The organism is Enterobacter cloacae complex sp. IR5403 (assembly GCF_049238705.1).
GTDB lineage: Bacteria > Pseudomonadota > Gammaproteobacteria > Enterobacterales > Enterobacteriaceae > Enterobacter > Enterobacter hormaechei_C.
Map to the genome: position 1 here is coordinate 91,802 of NZ_JBMKHP010000003.1, position 16,858 is coordinate 108,659.

General features: G+C 57.1%; 15 protein-coding genes. 8 read left to right on the forward strand and 7 right to left on the reverse strand.

Going from position 1 to position 16,858, the window contains the following annotated elements:
* Positions 1-2: 2 nt before the first annotated feature.
* Together ACOTW6_RS05520 and ppsA are read right to left on the reverse strand one after the other, a co-directional pair.
* On the reverse strand, positions 3-1,403 hold the full coding sequence (locus tag ACOTW6_RS05520; protein WP_017384642.1) for an MFS transporter: 1,401 nt from the start codon (positions 1,401-1,403) through the stop codon (positions 3-5).
* A gap of 234 nt (positions 1,404-1,637) precedes the next feature.
* Entirely contained in the window at positions 1,638-4,016 is a 2,379-nt protein-coding gene (gene ppsA, locus ACOTW6_RS05525) for a phosphoenolpyruvate synthase (protein ID WP_023296353.1), read from the reverse strand.
* 335 nt (positions 4,017-4,351) lie between these two features.
* On the opposite strand from ppsA, the gene ppsR reads away from it, so the two are divergent.
* The 8 genes from ppsR (at position 4,352) to ACOTW6_RS05565 (ending at position 12,482) form a co-directional block, all read left to right on the forward strand.
* A complete protein-coding gene (gene ppsR / locus ACOTW6_RS05530) occupies positions 4,352-5,185 on the forward strand; it encodes a posphoenolpyruvate synthetase regulatory kinase/phosphorylase PpsR (protein ID WP_017384644.1) in 834 nt (277 codons plus the stop codon).
* Between the two features lie 150 nt (positions 5,186-5,335).
* Positions 5,336-6,382 carry a 3-deoxy-7-phosphoheptulonate synthase AroH gene (gene aroH, locus ACOTW6_RS05535; RefSeq protein ID WP_045336613.1) on the forward strand — a complete coding sequence of 349 codons (1,047 nt, stop codon included), beginning with the start codon at positions 5,336-5,338 and terminating at the stop codon, positions 6,380-6,382.
* A 209-nt stretch (positions 6,383-6,591) separates the two neighbouring features.
* Positions 6,592-6,780, forward strand: coding sequence for a hemin uptake protein HemP (hemP, locus tag ACOTW6_RS05540; RefSeq protein ID WP_062932565.1), 189 nt, complete (start codon positions 6,592-6,594; stop codon positions 6,778-6,780).
* A gap of 76 nt (positions 6,781-6,856) precedes the next feature.
* Positions 6,857-8,839 carry a TonB-dependent hemoglobin/transferrin/lactoferrin family receptor gene (locus ACOTW6_RS05545; RefSeq protein ID WP_047051461.1) on the forward strand — a complete coding sequence of 661 codons (1,983 nt, stop codon included), beginning with the start codon at positions 6,857-6,859 and terminating at the stop codon, positions 8,837-8,839.
* A 35-nt stretch (positions 8,840-8,874) separates the two neighbouring features.
* On the forward strand, positions 8,875-9,903 hold the full coding sequence (gene chuS / locus ACOTW6_RS05550; protein ID WP_121479456.1) for a hematinate-forming heme oxygenase ChuS: 1,029 nt from the start codon (positions 8,875-8,877) through the stop codon (positions 9,901-9,903).
* Positions 9,900-10,718: a heme/hemin ABC transporter substrate-binding protein gene (locus ACOTW6_RS05555; RefSeq protein ID WP_032104821.1), complete on the forward strand. Its 819-nt coding sequence runs from the start codon at positions 9,900-9,902 to the stop codon at positions 10,716-10,718. Before chuS ends, ACOTW6_RS05555 begins: the two co-directional genes overlap by 4 nt.
* A complete protein-coding gene (locus ACOTW6_RS05560) occupies positions 10,718-11,710 on the forward strand; it encodes a FecCD family ABC transporter permease (RefSeq protein ID WP_121479079.1) in 993 nt (330 codons plus the stop codon). Before ACOTW6_RS05555 ends, ACOTW6_RS05560 begins: the two co-directional genes overlap by 1 nt.
* Positions 11,703-12,482: a heme ABC transporter ATP-binding protein gene (locus ACOTW6_RS05565; protein WP_062932561.1), complete on the forward strand. Its 780-nt coding sequence runs from the start codon at positions 11,703-11,705 to the stop codon at positions 12,480-12,482. Before ACOTW6_RS05560 ends, ACOTW6_RS05565 begins: the two co-directional genes overlap by 8 nt.
* Here the strand turns inward: ACOTW6_RS05565 and selO are convergent.
* The 5 genes from selO to ACOTW6_RS05590 all read right to left on the reverse strand — a co-directional run bounded on the left by selO (position 12,479) and on the right by ACOTW6_RS05590 (position 16,833).
* Positions 12,479-13,921, reverse strand: coding sequence for a protein adenylyltransferase SelO (gene selO, locus ACOTW6_RS05570; protein ID WP_213788651.1), 1,443 nt, complete (start codon positions 13,919-13,921; stop codon positions 12,479-12,481). The two genes, ACOTW6_RS05565 and selO, sit on opposite strands and share 4 nt — an antisense overlap.
* Positions 13,922-13,982: 61 nt before the next feature.
* Positions 13,983-14,696 carry an EAL domain-containing protein gene (locus ACOTW6_RS05575; protein ID WP_032619829.1) on the reverse strand — a complete coding sequence of 238 codons (714 nt, stop codon included), beginning with the start codon at positions 14,694-14,696 and terminating at the stop codon, positions 13,983-13,985.
* A gap of 293 nt (positions 14,697-14,989) precedes the next feature.
* Positions 14,990-15,454, reverse strand: a complete 465-nt coding sequence (locus ACOTW6_RS05580; protein WP_015570730.1) for an NlpC/P60 family protein — start codon at positions 15,452-15,454, stop codon at positions 14,990-14,992.
* 72 nt (positions 15,455-15,526) lie between these two features.
* Positions 15,527-16,282, reverse strand: coding sequence for a vitamin B12 ABC transporter ATP-binding protein BtuD (gene btuD / locus ACOTW6_RS05585; protein WP_045141494.1), 756 nt, complete (start codon positions 16,280-16,282; stop codon positions 15,527-15,529).
* Positions 16,282-16,833: a glutathione peroxidase gene (locus ACOTW6_RS05590; RefSeq protein ID WP_022650905.1), complete on the reverse strand. Its 552-nt coding sequence runs from the start codon at positions 16,831-16,833 to the stop codon at positions 16,282-16,284. Before ACOTW6_RS05590 ends, btuD begins: the two co-directional genes overlap by 1 nt.
* Positions 16,834-16,858: the final 25 nt, after the last annotated feature.

Below are 16,858 nucleotides of genomic sequence, written 5' to 3' on the forward strand. Positions count from 1 at the left end.
GTTTACTCCTGTAGTGCGGATTGGGTTGCCGGGCTGAGCTGCCCCGCATCGTTTCGACTATCGCGTTTGCTGGCCAGCTCGCGGGCGATGCTGTCCACCAGCCGGCTGTTAAGTTTGTAGATGGCAAGGAGCGCCACCATGCAGAGGAACAGCGCGCAGGGGATCAGGGTGAACAGGGCATTGATGGTTGCAAGAACGTGAGGCGCCTGGTTTGCCTGACCGGGAGCGTAATCCACCATGCCAAGCACCCAACCGACCACCGCCCCGCCCAGCGCCAGCCCAAACTTGATGGCAAACAGGGCGGTAGAAAAGACCAGCCCGTCCAGGCGGCGGCCGCTACGGTGTTCTTCGTAGTCCACCACATCGGAGAACATCGTCCATTGCAGCGGCGTGGTCAGGTTCTGAATAAAGCTAAACACAATATTCAGACCGAATATCAGCCACACCTGCGAAGGCGGAATGAAGAAAATCAGCGCGCCAAAAATAACGAAAGAAATAATGGTCCACTGATAGGCACGCACCCGGTCAAATTTCCCCAGCAGGCGTTCAGATAATAATGCGCCGCTTAAGGAGGCCACCATGCCGGAAACAATAAAGGCAAAAACCAGTTCCGGACGTAACAGAACATAGTTGACGTAATACATGGTCGCAGAGCCACGCGTCACGACGGCGGTTAACAGTAAAATATTAAACAGAAAAACAATTCGCCACTGGCTGTTAGCGGCCAGCAGTTTTAAATCCGTCAGCATCGAGCCGGAGGTGTCATTGCGCGGCGAGTAACGCTCCCGGGTCATAAAGAAGCAGCAGAAGAATAAAACAATACCCAGCAGCCCCATCAGGCTCATGGCATAGAAATAGCCTTTTTGCACATTCCCCTGGCCTAATAATGAGACCAGCGGCAGCGCGATGACCGTCACAATCAACCCGCCGATAAACGACAGGCCAAAGCGCCAGGATTGCAGCGAGTGGCGTTCGCGCGGGTCGAGCGTCAGCGCGCCGGGCATGGCGCAGTAAGGGACGTTAATCGCGGAGTAGATCAGGCTCAGGATGGCATAGGTTACGCAGGCATAGACAATTTTTGCCGTCGCCCCGGCATCCGGTACGTAGAAGGTAATCAGGCAGCTCACGCCAAACGGAATGGCAAACCAGAGCAGCCAGGGACGAAAACGACCGTGGCGGGTCTGAGTGCGGTCCACCAGCGCGCCAATGCACGGGTCGACAAACGCATCGACCACGCGCACCACTAAAAACATGGTGCCCATAATGGCCGCCGGCAAACCGAATACGTCCGTATAGAAATAAGCGAGAAATAACGTTGCCGTTTGCCAGACCAGCGCGCTGGCCATATCGCCGAGGCCATAACCTATTTTATCTTTGGTACGTAATACAGAGGAGATTGTCATTGTTATTTGCCTTTTTATCAGGTTAAAACGTATTTCAACCAGTCGCGCATCATCCCGACGGATGTACGCGGTAAGGCTCAAGTATTAGCAACGCCCTGCCCGCTAACAATTGTCTAAATTAACAGATAAATTATGATATTTGGTTTTTTGCTTTATTTGTGATGGTGAGCATATTCGCAGGAAAATAAAAAAGGCGAGGACAGATATCCTCGCCTTTTTCAGGTTATGCAGGTTTTACTTGTTCAGCTCTGCCAGGCTCAGCCAGGTCTGCACCACGGTGTCCGGGTTCAGGGAGAGGCTATCAATCCCCTCGTCCATCAGCCAGGCCGCAAAGTCTTCATGGTCAGAAGGACCCTGGCCGCAAATCCCGACATATTTACCCTGTTTCTTCGCCGCGCGGATGGCCATGGAGAGCAGCGCTTTCACCGCCTCGTTACGCTCATCGAACAGCTCAGAGACGACGCCGGAGTCGCGGTCCAGGCCGAGCGCCAGCTGCGTCATGTCATTCGAGCCAATGGAGAAGCCGTCGAAGTGCTCCAGGAACTGCTCGGCCAGCAGGGCGTTGGACGGAATTTCACACATCATGATGATCTTCAGCCCGTTCTCGCCGCGCTTCAGCCCCTGACGCGCCAGCTCATCTACCACCGCCTTCGCCTGATCCACGGTACGGACGAACGGGATCATGATTTCCACGTTGGTCAGCCCCATGTCGTTGCGCACGCGTTTTACCGCCTCGCACTCCAGCGCGAAGCAGTCGCGGAAGCTTTCCGACACGTAGCGCCCGGCGCCGCGGAAGCCCAGCATCGGGTTCTCTTCTTCCGGCTCGTAGCGTTCGCCGCCCACCAGGTTGGCGTATTCGTTGGACTTAAAGTCCGACAGACGCACGATCACGCGTTTCGGGTAGAAGGCCGCGCCGAGCGTGGCGATCCCTTCCGTCAGACGACCCACATAGAACTCTCTCGGCGAGTCGTAACCCTTCATCATCTCGCGGATTTCGTTTTGCAGTTTTGCGTCCTGGTCGTCGAACTCCAGCAGCGCACGCGGGTGCACCCCGATCATACGGTTAATAATAAATTCCAGACGCGCCAGGCCCACGCCTTCGTTCGGCAGGCAGGCGAAGTCAAACGCGCGGTCCGGGTTGCCGACGTTCATCATGATCTTCAGCGGCAGGTCCGGCATGGTATCCACGCTGGAGCTTTTCACGCTGAAGTCGAGGATATCGGCATACACGTAACCGGTATCGCCTTCGGCACAGGAGACCGTCACCTTCTGGTCATCCTTCATGCGTTCGGTCGCGTCACCGCAGCCGACTACCGCCGGGATCCCCAGCTCACGGGCGATAATAGCCGCGTGACAGGTACGGCCACCGCGGTTGGTGACGATGGCAGCCGCTTTTTTCATGATCGGTTCCCAGTCCGGGTCGGTCATGTCGGTCACCAGCACGTCGCCGGGCTGAATGCGGTTCATTTCGCTGATGTCGTGGATCACTTTCACCGGACCGGCACCGATGCGGTGACCAATTGCGCGGCCTTCCGCGACAATTTTGCCCTGCGCGTGCAGGGTGTAGCGCTCCATGACCTGACCGCGTGAACGGACGGTTTCCGGACGCGCCTGCACGATAAACAGCTTGCCGGTGTGTCCGTCTTTCGCCCACTCGATGTCCATTGGACGGCCATAGTGTTTTTCAATCTGCACCGCCTGCTTCGCCAGCTCTTCCACTTCGGCGTCGGTCAGCGAGAAGCGATCCCGCTGCTCCTGCGGCACATCTTCAATGGTGACCTGCTTGCCATGCTCTTGCGTCGGAGCATAGATCATGCGGATTTTTTTCGAGCCCATGGTGCGGCGTACCACTGCCGGACGGTTAGCCGCCAGCGTAGGCTTGTGCACGTAGAATTCGTCAGGGTTCACCGCCCCCTGCACCACCATCTCGCCCAGACCCCATGCGGAGGTGATAAACACCACCTGGTCGAAGCCGGATTCAGTGTCGATAGAGAACATCACGCCGGAAGAGCCTACGTCGGAACGCACCATGCGCTGTACGCCTGCGGAGAGCGCCACGCCGCGGTGGTCATACCCCTGATGCACGCGATAGGAGATGGCGCGGTCGTTGAACAGGGAAGCAAACACATGCTTCACCGCCACCAGCACCGCCTCGTAACCCTGGACGTTGAGGAAGGTTTCCTGCTGCCCGGCGAAAGAGGCATCCGGCATATCTTCTGCTGTAGCGGAAGAGCGCACGGCAAAGGAGGCCTGCGCATCGTCAGCGGAGAGCTGGTTGTACGCGTCGTGAATGGCTTTTTCCAGTTCCGGCTGGAAAGGTGTGTCGATAATCCACTGGCGGATTTGCGCGCCGGCTTTGGCAAGCTCGGTGACATCATCAATATCCGTTTTATCCAGCAGGTCGTAAATGCGCTGGTTTACACCGCTCTGGTCTAAAAACAGGTTAAACGCATCGGCGGTTGTGGCAAACCCGTTAGGTACGGAGACACCCATACCGGACAGATTTGTAATCATTTCACCCAGGGAGGCATTTTTGCCCCCAACTCTGTCTACATCATTCATGCCGAGTTGGTTATACCAAAGCACCAGCGGTGACGAGCCATTGTTGGACATCGAAACAATCCTTTTGTGATATTTGATCGGAGTAAGAAACACCTGACTACGTATTTATACTGGCATATTTATTTCCGCTAAAAAAACGGTGAATCGTGTAAGCAATTTAAATTTTCAACTTTTCGGACAGTTTCCCGGCACTCGCTAACCCGATGATTCCTATAGATTCCGGCAAAAACCATAGAAATAAAGCCGCTATTCGGAAAATGAAATCCACTTTTCAGGAAAATCAAAAACACCATTTCATTTTAAATTCAGATAAGTTCTTTGCTGTGAAATTAACTTTTTTAATTTATGCTTTCAGGCAATTACGTACGCTATTCAGGGTGGATAAAATGGATAATGCTGTCGATCGCCACGTTTTTTATATTTCTGATGGGACGGCGATTACCGCCGAGGTGCTGGGACACGCGGTGATGTCGCAGTTTCCGGTATCGATAAACAGCATCACGCTGCCGTTCGTGGAAAATGAGAGCCGGGCCAAAGCGGTTAAGGACCAGATCGACGCTATTTACCAGCAGACCGGCGTTCGTCCGCTGGTGTTCTATTCCATTGTGATCCCTGAGATCCGCAACATCATTCTGCAAAGCGAGGGCTTCTGTCAGGACATCGTGCAGGCGCTGGTTGCCCCCTTGCAAAGCGAGCTGAAGCTCGACCCGACGCCGATCGCCCACCGTACCCACGGGTTGAACCCCGGCAACCTGACCAAATACGATGCGCGTATTGCCGCCATTGACTACACCCTGGCGCACGACGACGGGATCTCCCTGCGCAATCTCGACCAGGCGCAGGTGATTTTGCTCGGCGTGTCGCGCTGCGGTAAAACCCCCACCAGCCTTTACCTGGCGATGCAGTTTGGCATTCGTGCCGCCAACTACCCCTTTATTGCCGATGATATGGATAACCTGGTGCTTCCCGCCGCGCTCAAGCCGCTCCAGCATAAGCTGTTTGGGCTGACCATCAACCCGGAACGCCTGGCGGCGATCCGCGAAGAACGTCGCGAGAACAGCCGCTACGCCTCGATGCGCCAGTGCCGAATGGAAGTCTCCGAAGTCGAAGCGCTATACCGGAAAAATCAAATTCCCTGGCTGAACAGTACCAACTATTCAGTAGAAGAAATTGCCACCAAGATCCTCGATATCATGGGGCTGAATCGCCGCATGTACTAATATGCTAGTACATTAATCCAGTTTCAGTTATTATCATGCCATCCTCGGGGCGACGTGCCCCGAACTTGAAATCAGCAGGGATTGGTTTAAGGTGATGCCCATCACTTCCCGGTAGTCTGCCGATGAAGCAAAAAATTTCTGAGACATTCCATGAACAAAACCGACGAACTGCGCACCGCGCGCATTGATAGCCTGGTCACACCGGCTGAACTGGCCCGGCTGCATCCCGTATCCGCCGAGGTGGCGGACCATGTGACGGCCTCCCGTCGCCGCATCGAAAAAATTCTCAATGGTGAAGACAAACGTCTTCTGGTGGTGATTGGCCCCTGCTCCATCCACGACCTGGACGCGGCAATGGATTATGCACAACGCCTTCAGACGCTGCGCGGCACGTATCAGGATCGCCTGGAGATCGTGATGCGTACCTACTTTGAAAAACCGCGTACCGTCGTAGGCTGGAAAGGATTGATTTCCGATCCCGATCTGAACGGTAGCTACCGGGTAAATCACGGTATTGCGCTGGCGCGCAAGCTACTGTTACAGGTTAACGAGCTGGGCGTGCCGACTGCCACCGAATTTCTGGATATGGTGACCGGACAGTTTATTGCCGACCTCATAAGCTGGGGCGCGATTGGCGCGCGTACCACCGAAAGCCAGATCCACCGTGAAATGGCGTCGGCGCTCTCCTGTCCGGTGGGCTTCAAAAACGGAACGGACGGCAATACCCGAATTGCGGTAGATGCCATCCGCGCGTCACGCGCCAGCCATATGTTCCTCTCCCCGGATAAAAACGGCCAGATGACCATCTACCAGACCAGCGGCAACCCGTTCGGACATATCATTATGCGTGGCGGTAAAAAACCAAATTACCATGCAGAAGATATTGCCGCCGCCTGTGAAACGCTGGCGGAATTTGACCTGCCGGAGCATCTGGTGGTGGATTTCAGCCACGGCAACTGTCAGAAACAGCACCGCCGCCAGCTGGACGTCTGCGAGGAAGTTTGCCAGCAGATCCGCAGCGGCTCGACCGCCATTGCAGGAATTATGGCGGAGAGCTTTATCAAAGAAGGCACGCAGAAGATCGTCGCCGGACAGCAAATGGTCTACGGCCAGTCAATCACCGACCCGTGCCTGAGCTGGGAAGACAGCGAACGGCTGCTGGAGATGCTGGCTTCAGCCGTGGACACGCGCTTTTAAAATCCTGCCGGGTGACGCTGCGCTTACCCGGCCTACGGTACGTGCCCTTATCCCTCTCCCCGTGGGAGAGGGTCGGGGTGAGGGCATCAAACCGCACCTCTACCACAAATTTGATCCTCTCACCCTTTTTTCACAAAAACGCTTGCCGTGAATTTGCAGTTTATTGATAATGATTATCATTGTTACATTGATTGTTATTTATAAACATTATGTCAACGACCGATAACAGCGCGGCAACGCCAACAAAAACACACACAGCGCCGTCCCCTGCTCCCACCGATCGCCGAATCGACAGCAAAACTCTGTTAGGTGAGGAGGGACGGGTTATTATCGAGCATGACGGCCAGCACTACCTGCTGCGCCAGACCAATGCCGGAAAACTGATCCTGACTAAATAAACCAGACAACACATTCGCCAGCCACCCAGGTGATCCCCAGGCAGCCAGCGCTTTTCAATTCTTATGGAGAGTTGCTATGCCACACCTGCAATCCGCGTCTTTACGCCCGTCTCTTCTGGCGCTGGCGATTGTCAGCACCCTGCCGGGCGTTACGTTTGCCGCCGCAGACGAGATCACCGTCACCGCCACCGGCAATGCCCGCAGCGCCTTTGAAGCCCCCATGATGGTGAGCGTGATTGACGCCACCGCCCCGGAAAACCAGACCGCCAGCTCCGCCGCCGACCTGCTGCGCAAGGTGCCCGGTCTGACGCTGGACGGCACCGGGCGCACCAACGGTCAGGACGTTAACCTCCGGGGTTATGATCGCCGTGGCGTGCTGGTGCTGGTGGATGGCGTGCGCCAGGGCACCGATACCGGACACCTGAACAGCACGTTTCTCGATCCGGCACTGATCAAACGTATCGAAGTGGTGCGCGGCCCTTCCGCCTTGCTGTACGGCAGCGGCGCGCTGGGCGGCGTGATTTCGTATGACACCGTCGACGCCAGCGATCTTTTGGACGCGGGTAAAAACAGCGGCTATCGCGTATTTGCTACCGGTGCAACGGGCGATCACAGCATCGGGATGGGCGCCAGCGCCTATGGCCGCACCGATACCCTGGACGGTCTGGTCTCCTGGTCCAGCCGCGATCGCGGCGACATTCGCCAGAGTGACGGCGCGAGGGCGCCAAACGACGAATCCATCAACAATATGCTGGCGAAAGGCAGCTGGAAAATCGATCCGGCGCAGACGCTGAGCGGCTCCCTGCGCTACTACAACAACGACGCGCAGGAGCCGAAAAATCCGCAGACCACGGATGCCAGCAGCAGTAACCCGATGACCGATCGTTCCACCATACAGCGCGATGCCCAGCTTGGTTACCGCATTGCACCAGCCGGAAACGACTGGCTGAACGCCGATGCGAAAATTTACTGGTCCGAAGCGCGGATCAACGCCCAGAACATCGACGCCAGCGGCGAGTTCCGTAAGCAGACTACCAAAGGCGGCAAAGTGGAAAACCGCACCCGCCTGTTCAGCGACTCGTTCGCCTCGCACCTGCTGACCTACGGCGGGGAATACTATCGTCAGGAGCAACACCCTGGCGGCGCGACCACCGGCTTCCCGGACGCAAAGATCGACTTCAGCTCCGGCTGGTTGCAGGATGAGATCACCCTGCGCGACCTGCCGGTCACGCTGCTCGGCGGGACGCGTTACGACAACTACCGCGGCAGCAGCGACGGTTACGACGACGTAGATGCGGATAAGTGGTCATCACGCGCCGGGTTAACCGTGAATCCAGCCGACTGGCTGATGCTGTTCGGCTCTTACGCCCAGGCCTTCCGCGCGCCAACGATGGGCGAGATGTATAACGACTCGAAGCACTTCTCTATCGGCAGCGTCTACACCAACTACTGGGTGCCGAACCCGAACCTGCGTCCGGAAACTAACGAAACCCAGGAGTTCGGTTTTGGGCTGCGTTTTGACGATCTGCTGCTCGCCAACGACGCGCTGGAGTTCAAAGCCAGCTACTTCGACACCAAAGCGAAAGATTACATCTCTACCACCGTCGATTTTGCGGCGGCCACCACCATGTCCTATAACGTACCCAATGCCAAAATCTGGGGCTGGGACATGATGGCAACCTACGCGACCAGCCTGTTCAACCTCGACGTGGCCTACAACCGCACGCGCGGGAAAGATACCGACACGGGCGAATACATCTCCAGCATCAACCCGGACACCGTCACCAGCAAGCTGGATATCCCGGTGGCGCAAAGCGGCTTCTCCGTGGGCTGGATCGGCACCTTCGTCGAACGTTCAACGCACATCAGCAGCAGCTACAGTGAGCAGCCTGGCTACGCAGTGAATGATTTCTACGTCAGCTATAAAGGCCAGCAGCAGTTCAAAGGCATTACCACCACCCTCGTGCTGGGGAACGCCTTCGACAAAGCCTACTGGTCACCGCAGGGCATCCCGCAGGATGGCCGCAACGGCAAGATCTTCGTCAGTTATCAATGGTAATTCCCTTCGGGGCAACGATTCAGAAGGATAAGATTATGGGTCACTACACACGCTGGCTTGAACTTAAAGAAGAACATCCGGGTAAGTACGCCCGTGATATCGCCGGATTAATGCACATCAGCGAAGCAGAGCTGGCATTTGCGCGCGTTGGACACGACGCCTGGCGGCTGCGCGGTGAAATCCGCGAGATTCTGGCGGCGCTGGAGTCCGTGGGGGAAACCAAATGCATCTGCCGTAACGAATACGCCGTTCACGAACAGATCGGGGCGTTTACTCACCAGCACCTCGGCGGCCATGCCGGGCTGGTGCTGAATCCGCGCGCGCTGGATCTGCGTTTGTTCCTCAACCAGTGGGCGAGCGCGTTTCACATAAGTGAAACGACCTCCCGCGGCGAACGTCAGAGCATTCAGTTCTTCGATCATCAGGGCGACGCTTTACTGAAGGTCTACACCACGGATCACACCGACGTTGCCGCCTGGGGCGACGTGCTGACCCGTTTTATCACTGCCGATAACCCCGCTCTGGCGCTGAAGGCTGTCGATGCCCCTGCGCATTCCGACGGTGCTGATGCAGGATCGGTGGAGAAAGAGTGGCGCGCCATGACCGATGTGCATCAGTTCTTTAGCTTACTGAAGCGCCATAACCTGAGCCGCCAGCAGGCGTTTCGTCTGGTGAGTGACGATCTGGCCTGTCAGGTGGATAACAGCGCGCTGGCACAGCTGCTGGAGACGGCGCGACAGGACGGAAACGAAATCATGATCTTCGTCGGCAACCGCGGCTGCGTGCAGATTTTCACCGGTGTGGTGGAAAATCTGACGCCCATGAAAGGCTGGCTGAACATCTTCAACCCAACCTTTACCCTGCATCTGCTGGAGGAGACTATCGCCGAGACGTGGGTAACGCGTAAACCTACGGCGGACGGACACGTTACCAGCCTGGAGCTGTTTGCTGCGGATGGCACTCAGATCGCCCAGCTCTACGGGCAGCGTACCGAAGGCGAGCCTGAGCAGAGCCAGTGGCGCCGCCAGGTTGACGCCCTGACGCCAGAAGGGCTGGCCGCATGAAAAACTGGTTCGCCCTGCTCTGCGCCCTGCCGCTGGTCGCCGTCGCCGCGCCGGAGAGAATTGTCGCCCTCGGCGGTGACGTGACGGAGATCGTCTACGCCCTCGGGGCGGAGTCTTCTCTGGTTGCGCGCGACAGTACCAGCCAGTGGCCGCAGGCAACAAACGCGCTGCCTGACGTGGGGTATCTTCGCCAGCTGAATGCGGAGGGGATTTTGTCCGTACGCCCGACGCTGGTGCTGGCAAGCGACCAGGCACAGCCCTCTCTGGCGCTGAAACAGGTTGAACAGAGCCACGTCCGGGTGGTTACCGTTCCCGGCACGCCTGACCTGCGCGCGATTGACGAAAAAGTACGGGTGATAGCTCAGGCGACGCATCATGAGGCGCAAGGGGAAACCCTGCGCAACTCGCTGCGTCAGGCGCTGGCGGCACTGCCCTCAACACCGCTCAACAAGCGGGTGCTGTTTATCCTCAGCCACGGCGGAATGACCGCAATGGCTGCCGGGCAACAGACCGGCGCGGATGCGGCAATACGCGCCGCCGGGTTGCAGAACGCCATGCAGGGTTTTACCCGCTATCAGCCGCTTTCCCAGGAGGGGGTGATGGCCAGCCAGCCGGATCTGGTGGTGATTTCGCAGGACGGCCTTAACGCGCTGGGCGGCGAAGAAAATCTGTGGAAACTGCCCGGTCTGGCGCAAACGCCAGCGGGACGAAGCAAGCAGATGCTGGCTATTGATGATATGGCCCTGCTGGGCTTCAGCGTCCGCACGCCGAAAGCCATACAACAGCTGCGTGCCAGAGCGGAGCAACTGCCCTGATGTCCCGGCGCATCACGTTATCGTTATGGCTTCTGGCGGGGTTGCTTACCGTCATGACGTTCATGGCCACCGGTTTTGGGGCGTTACGCCTGCCGGTGAACGTGCTGTGGAGCGGCAGCGATGAGACGCTACGCCAGATCTGGCTTACCATCCGTCTGCCCCGCGTACTGCTGGCGCTGGTGATTGGCGGGTCATTGGCGCTCGCCGGCTGCGTCATGCAGGGGCTGTTCCGCAATCCGCTGGCCGACCCGGGCCTGCTCGGGATCAGCAGCGGTGCGGCGCTGGCCGTCGCCCTGTGGGTGGTGCTCCCGCTCTCGCTGCCCGCGCTGGTGATGCTTTACGCCCCTATGCTGGCGGCATTTCTTGGGGCGCTGGCAGCCACAGGCGTGATCTTCCTGCTCAGCAGGCAGCGTGACCCCTCTCTGTCACGTCTGTTGCTGGTGGGTATCGCCATCAATGCCCTGTGCGGTGCGGCAGTGGGTGTGCTTTCGTGGGTCAGCAATGACGCCCAGCTGCGTCAGCTTTCACTCTGGGGAATGGGAAGTCTCGGTCAGGCACAGTGGTCAACGCTGCTCGCCGTGACCTCGCTGATGGTGCCTGCCGTTCTGGCGATCTGGCGCTGTGCCAGCGAATTAAATTTACTGCAACTGGGTGAAGAGGAAGCGCATTACCTTGGCGTGGACGTTGCCCTTGTACAGCGAATATTACTGTTATGCAGCGCCCTGATGGTCGCGGCGGCTGTCGCCGTCAGCGGCGTGATTGGCTTTGTCGGACTCGTGGTGCCGCACCTGATGCGCATGTGGCTGGGCGCCGATCACCGGGCAACCCTCCCCGGCACGGTACTCGCGGGCGCTTTACTGCTGCTGGTGGCGGATACGGTCGCGCGCACCCTGGTCGCTCCGGCAGAAATGCCGGTCGGCCTGCTCACCAGTATCCTTGGCGCTCCCTGGTTCTTATGGCTCATTTTTCGTCGTGGAGAACAGCATGGCTGAACGTTATACGGCTGAAAATCTTACTTTTACCCGGTCTGGCCGCACGCTGACAGATAACGTTTCGCTGTCACTGTCGCAGGGAGAGCTGGTTACATTGATCGGCCCCAACGGCGCGGGGAAATCCACGCTGCTGCGGCTGCTGACCGGCTACCTGAAACCCGACAGCGGCGGCTGTTCGCTGGCGGGAAAAGCGCTAAGTGAATGGCATCCGCAGACGCTGTCCCGCTATCGGGCGGTGATGCGTCAGCAGTCTCAGCCTGGATTTGACTGGCAGGTGGAGGAGATCGTTGGAATGGGGCGTGCGCCCTGGACGCGTCACCCGGAACCGTCGATTGTGCGTGAGGTGTTGCAGCTGACCGGTTGCCTGCCGCTGGCCGGCAGGCGCTGGCATGCCCTCTCGGGGGGCGAGCAGCAGCGCGTTCAGCTCGCCCGCGCGCTGGCGCAGCTGTGGCGTGACGGAACGCCGCGTGGCTGGCTGTTTCTCGACGAACCCACTTCCGCGCTGGATCTCTACCACCAGCAGCATCTGCTGCGCCTGTTGAAATCGCTGACCCGTCAGGGCCATCTTCACGCCTGTGTGGTGCTGCACGATCTCAATCTTGCCGCATTATGGTCGGACCGGATCCTGCTGTTACACAACGGCAGGATTGTTTCTCAGGGCATACCGGAGACGGTATTGCAGGCCGACGCGCTGGCACACTGGTACGGTGCGCAGGTGCACGTCGGCAGACATCCGGCGCACGCCGCGCCGCAGGTTTTTCTCGCCCCTTAGCTTGAGCAGCTCACTTCCAGCCGCTTGCCCCAGTCTGGCGGGCGGCTGACATAGTCATCCTCCCGGTCGGCAAACGGCGTGCGCAGGGCGATATGCAGCCGATGCAGCTCGGTATAGTCCCCCTGCTCTGCCTGCTCAATAGCCCGCTGCGCCAGCCAGTTGCGCAACACCATCGCCGGGTTAACCGCCTTCATCCGCGTCTGGCGGGTATCGTCATCAATCTGTTCCTGCTGTAAACGCGTCCGGTAAACGGCAAACCAGTCATCAAACGCCTGACGATCGATGAACTCGTCGCGCAGCGGTGACGCGGCGCTCTGCTGCGCGGTCTGGCTCAGCATACGGAAGGTTCGGGTATAGTCGCTGCCTTCCCGCGCCATGATTGCAAACAGCCCATTCAGCAGCGCGTTATCGCCTTTTTCCTGGGTCATCAGCCCCAGCTTGTTGCGCATTAACACACCGTATTCCCGCAGCAGGACCTCCTGATAGCTGTCCAGCGCATCGTTCAGGGCATCGACGTCGATAAACGGCGACAGGCTTTGCGCAAGCCGCTGAAGGTTCCACAGCCCCACCGCAGGCTGGTTATCGAAACGGTAACGCCCCTGATAGTCCGAATGATTACAGATGTAACCCGGCTGATAGTCATCAAGGAAGCCGTACGGACCGTAGTCAAACGTCAGCCCTAACAGGGACATGTTGTCGGTATTCATCACCCCGTGGGCAAAGCCGACGGCCTGCCAGCGGGCAATCATTGCGGCAGTGCGGGCGACAATATCCCGGAACCAGAGAACATAGCGGTCTGGTTCGTTTTGCAGGTGCGGCCAGTGACGGCGAAGGGCGTAATCGGCAAGCTGGCGGACTTTATCCGGCTCGCGGCGATAGTAGAAGTGTTCAAAATGACCGAAACGCAGATGGCTTTCCGCCACGCGGACCAGCAACGCCCCCTGCTCCATCGTTTCGCGGGCCACCGGCGTGTCGCTGGTGACAATGGACAGCGCGCGTGAGGTGGGGATCCCCAGGGCATGCATCGCCTCGGAAGCCAGAGCTTCACGGATGGTTGAACGCAGCACCGCGCGGCCATCCCCCATGCGTGAGTACGGGGTTAGCCCTGCCCCTTTCAGGTGCCAGTCGAGCGTTTCGCCATTCGGCAGAACCTGTTCACCCAGCAGGATGCCGCGACCATCGCCGAGCTGTCCCGCCCAGACGCCAAACTGATGTCCGCTGTAGACCTGAGCCAGCGGCTTCATGCCCGGGAGCAGCGTTTCGCCGCCCCAGACGCCGGCGCCTTTTTCTGGCTGAAAAAGCGTCGAAGGGATGCCAAGCGAATCCGCTAAGGCATCGTTATGCCAGATAAGACGCGCGTTTTGTAAAGGCGTTGGCTTAAGCGCGGTGTAAAAGCCGGGTAATTCATCGTGCCAGTGAGCAGTAAAAGACAGGGTCATAAGTCCTCCTGCTTTAAGTGTAGAGGGTTTCCCTGGACGTAAACACGGGCGAAGAAAGGGGTTATTGCTGAACGAGAGTCGTGACCCGCTCTGCCGGGACGGCAGGCCACAGGCTTCCCTGCATTGCACCAAAATTGAAGGGCAGCACGCGTTGTAAGATGCCGTGATCGTCAATTCCCGAAACCATGACCGACTGACAATGCGGCGCGATCTGCCAGAGAATGGCGCGCATAAAAGGCTCAAACGAGAGTGCCGACACGCGCTGCTGGATAAAGTTTTTATCCAGAATCACCCGTTTGAACAGACCATCATAAACCGGTTTAAGGGAAGATGCCCCTGCACCAAAGTTAGCCAGTACTAAGGGGAAATGGATCGCCATTCTTGCCAGACAGGGATCGTCTTTCCCGTTATTTAAACCTGGATAGTTCTCATTAACAGTAAACTCAAGAAACGGATAACGCTCGAGGATTGAAACAGCGTTCTCATTAGTTAATAAAAACTCAACAATTGCAGGTGTAATATTGATCCATGCAATTAACTGATGCTGAATAAAAAATAGCTTACAGGTATCGAGTAATTGCAGTTTCTCCTGAAACAGCGCTAATTCATCTTCCTGAGAAAGATGTGGGATAACCAGTTCAGTCGGGATCCGTACGTCCGCACCCACGCCAGTAAAGTTAACCAAAATCTCTAAACCTTTAAGCAAACCTGCACTATCACGCGCCGGAAGGAGTAAAAGTTCAGACTGGTAAGCATTATCTAGCGTAATAATCATCGCGCTTGTCCTGCATTAAAGATGAGAGAGAACATCCTGGAGCAATTGCAGGCACAATTCCACTGTCTTGATTTTAATAAGATTAATTTCATTCTTTCCGTATTAATTTTCAGATTTTTCCCTGAATCTAAATTAATTTTATCCTGGTTATTGAATAATAGCCAGTTTTAGATAAAACAGGCACATGCGGACATAAATAATTGGGCAAAAAATTTAACTTTAATCAACCCGCAAGAAAAGCCTGACGTCTATTTTCACCGCCAGGCCCTCCGCACTGCATTTTTATGCAGCGGTTAAATACGTCTGGCCTGCCAGAAGTTTTTACGCCAGTAAACATTATCCAGAGAGGAGCGCATCACGCCACGGCTGGTCGAGGCATGAATGAACTGATTATCGGTATCATAGATGCCGACATGAAGGCCGCTTTCACCGGAGCCCGTTTTAAAGAAGACCAGATCGCCGGGCAGGAGTTCGTCTTTATCAATTTCAGTGCCGATTTTCGCCTGCATACGCGTTTCACGCGGAAGCTGGAGGTCAAATTTATCGCGGAAGGTCATCAGCACGAATCCCGAGCAATCCACCCCGCCCCGGCTCATGCCGCCGTAGCGATAAGGGGTGCCGCGCCAGTTGCTGAGCTGATCGTTCAGGCTGGCAATGACCGTAATGGAATCGGAAAGCCGTGGGTTGGGCGGAGGTGCACGATGGCTGCTGCATCCTGCAAGAAAGAGCGCCGCAACAAGGAGAAACCAGAATCGCATTTCAGACGAATCCTCTGCTTTTTTTGTTCTTTCGGTAATTTAGCGTGCATCTATGCAGCTGTGCAAGAAAGGTTATTCCTGCGCCGTGGAAATGAGCATCTTGTGGCCTTCAATATCCAGCCTCCGGAACGACATGTGGTAAGCGCTCGCAAGATTTGCGGCCGTCAGCACGCTGTCGCGCGTTCCGCTGGCAATCAGCTTGCCACGCGCCAGCAACCACACCCGATGCGCGTGCCGCAACGTATGGTTTAAATCATGGCTGCTCATCACGATGGCGATCCCCTTGCGACACAGCGCGCTGAGCAGGGTATCCAGCGCAGCCTGCTGGGCAACGTCCAGCCCGCTCATCGGCTCGTCCAGCAGCAGCAACCGCCCGTGAGGATTTCCCGCCGGATGGATCTGAAGGATAACGGCGGCCAGACGCACGCGCTGCCACTCGCCGCCGGAAAGCTGATTTGCCTGCCGGGTAAGCTTGTCGTCTAACCCGAGCGCCGCAGCAACCTCGTTGAGCAAGCCCACCTGATTTTTATCAGGCAGATGCAGCGTCAGGTAGTGCCAGACGGGCATCGCAAAGGGGGGAACCTGCTGCTGAACCAGGTAGCTTCGACGGGAGGCGAGTGTAGCGGGTAGCCAGTCGACGAGCGATTGCCCGAGAAAGGTAATCTCTCCTTCCCCGGTGGTCAGCCCCGCCATGCGCGCCAGCAGCGTGCTTTTTCCGGCGCCGTTTGGCCCAACCAGGTGAAGGATTTCACCTGCGTTGACTGCGGCAGTCACAGGCTCAAGACGTCCCTTCCCGGCAACGTCCGTGAGCTGCATCAGCAGCGTCATTATTTCGCCAGCGCCAGCTTGATTGATTCCATCACGATAGGATCTTCAGGCGTCATGTCAGGCGAAAAACGCTGCACAACCTGACCGTCACGGCCAATCAGGAATTTTTCGAAGTTCCACAGAATATCGTCCGGATAGAGCGGCGCGCGGCCTTTACTCGCCATACGTTCATAGAAACCACTCTCTTCAGGCGCAACGGCGGTCGGCGCCGCGGCCACCAGTTTGGCATACAGCGGATGACGATTTTCCCCGTTCACGTCAATTTTGCTGAACATCGGGAACGTCACGCCATAGGTTGTGCTGCAAAAGGTCTTAATCTCCTCTTCGCTACCCGGCTCCTGGCCCAGGAACTGGTTGCACGGGAAGCCGAGTACGGTAAAGCCGTCTTTTTCCCAGGCTTTATGAATGTTTTCCAGCTGTTCATACTGCGGCGTAAGGCCACATTTCGACGCCACGTTAACGATGAGCAGCACCTTGCCCTTGTAGCCTTCCAGCGTGGTTTTCTCGCCGTCAATGGTCGTCACTTCGGTATTCAGAATATCAGACTGCATAGCATTCCCTCAGGTTGACTTACAG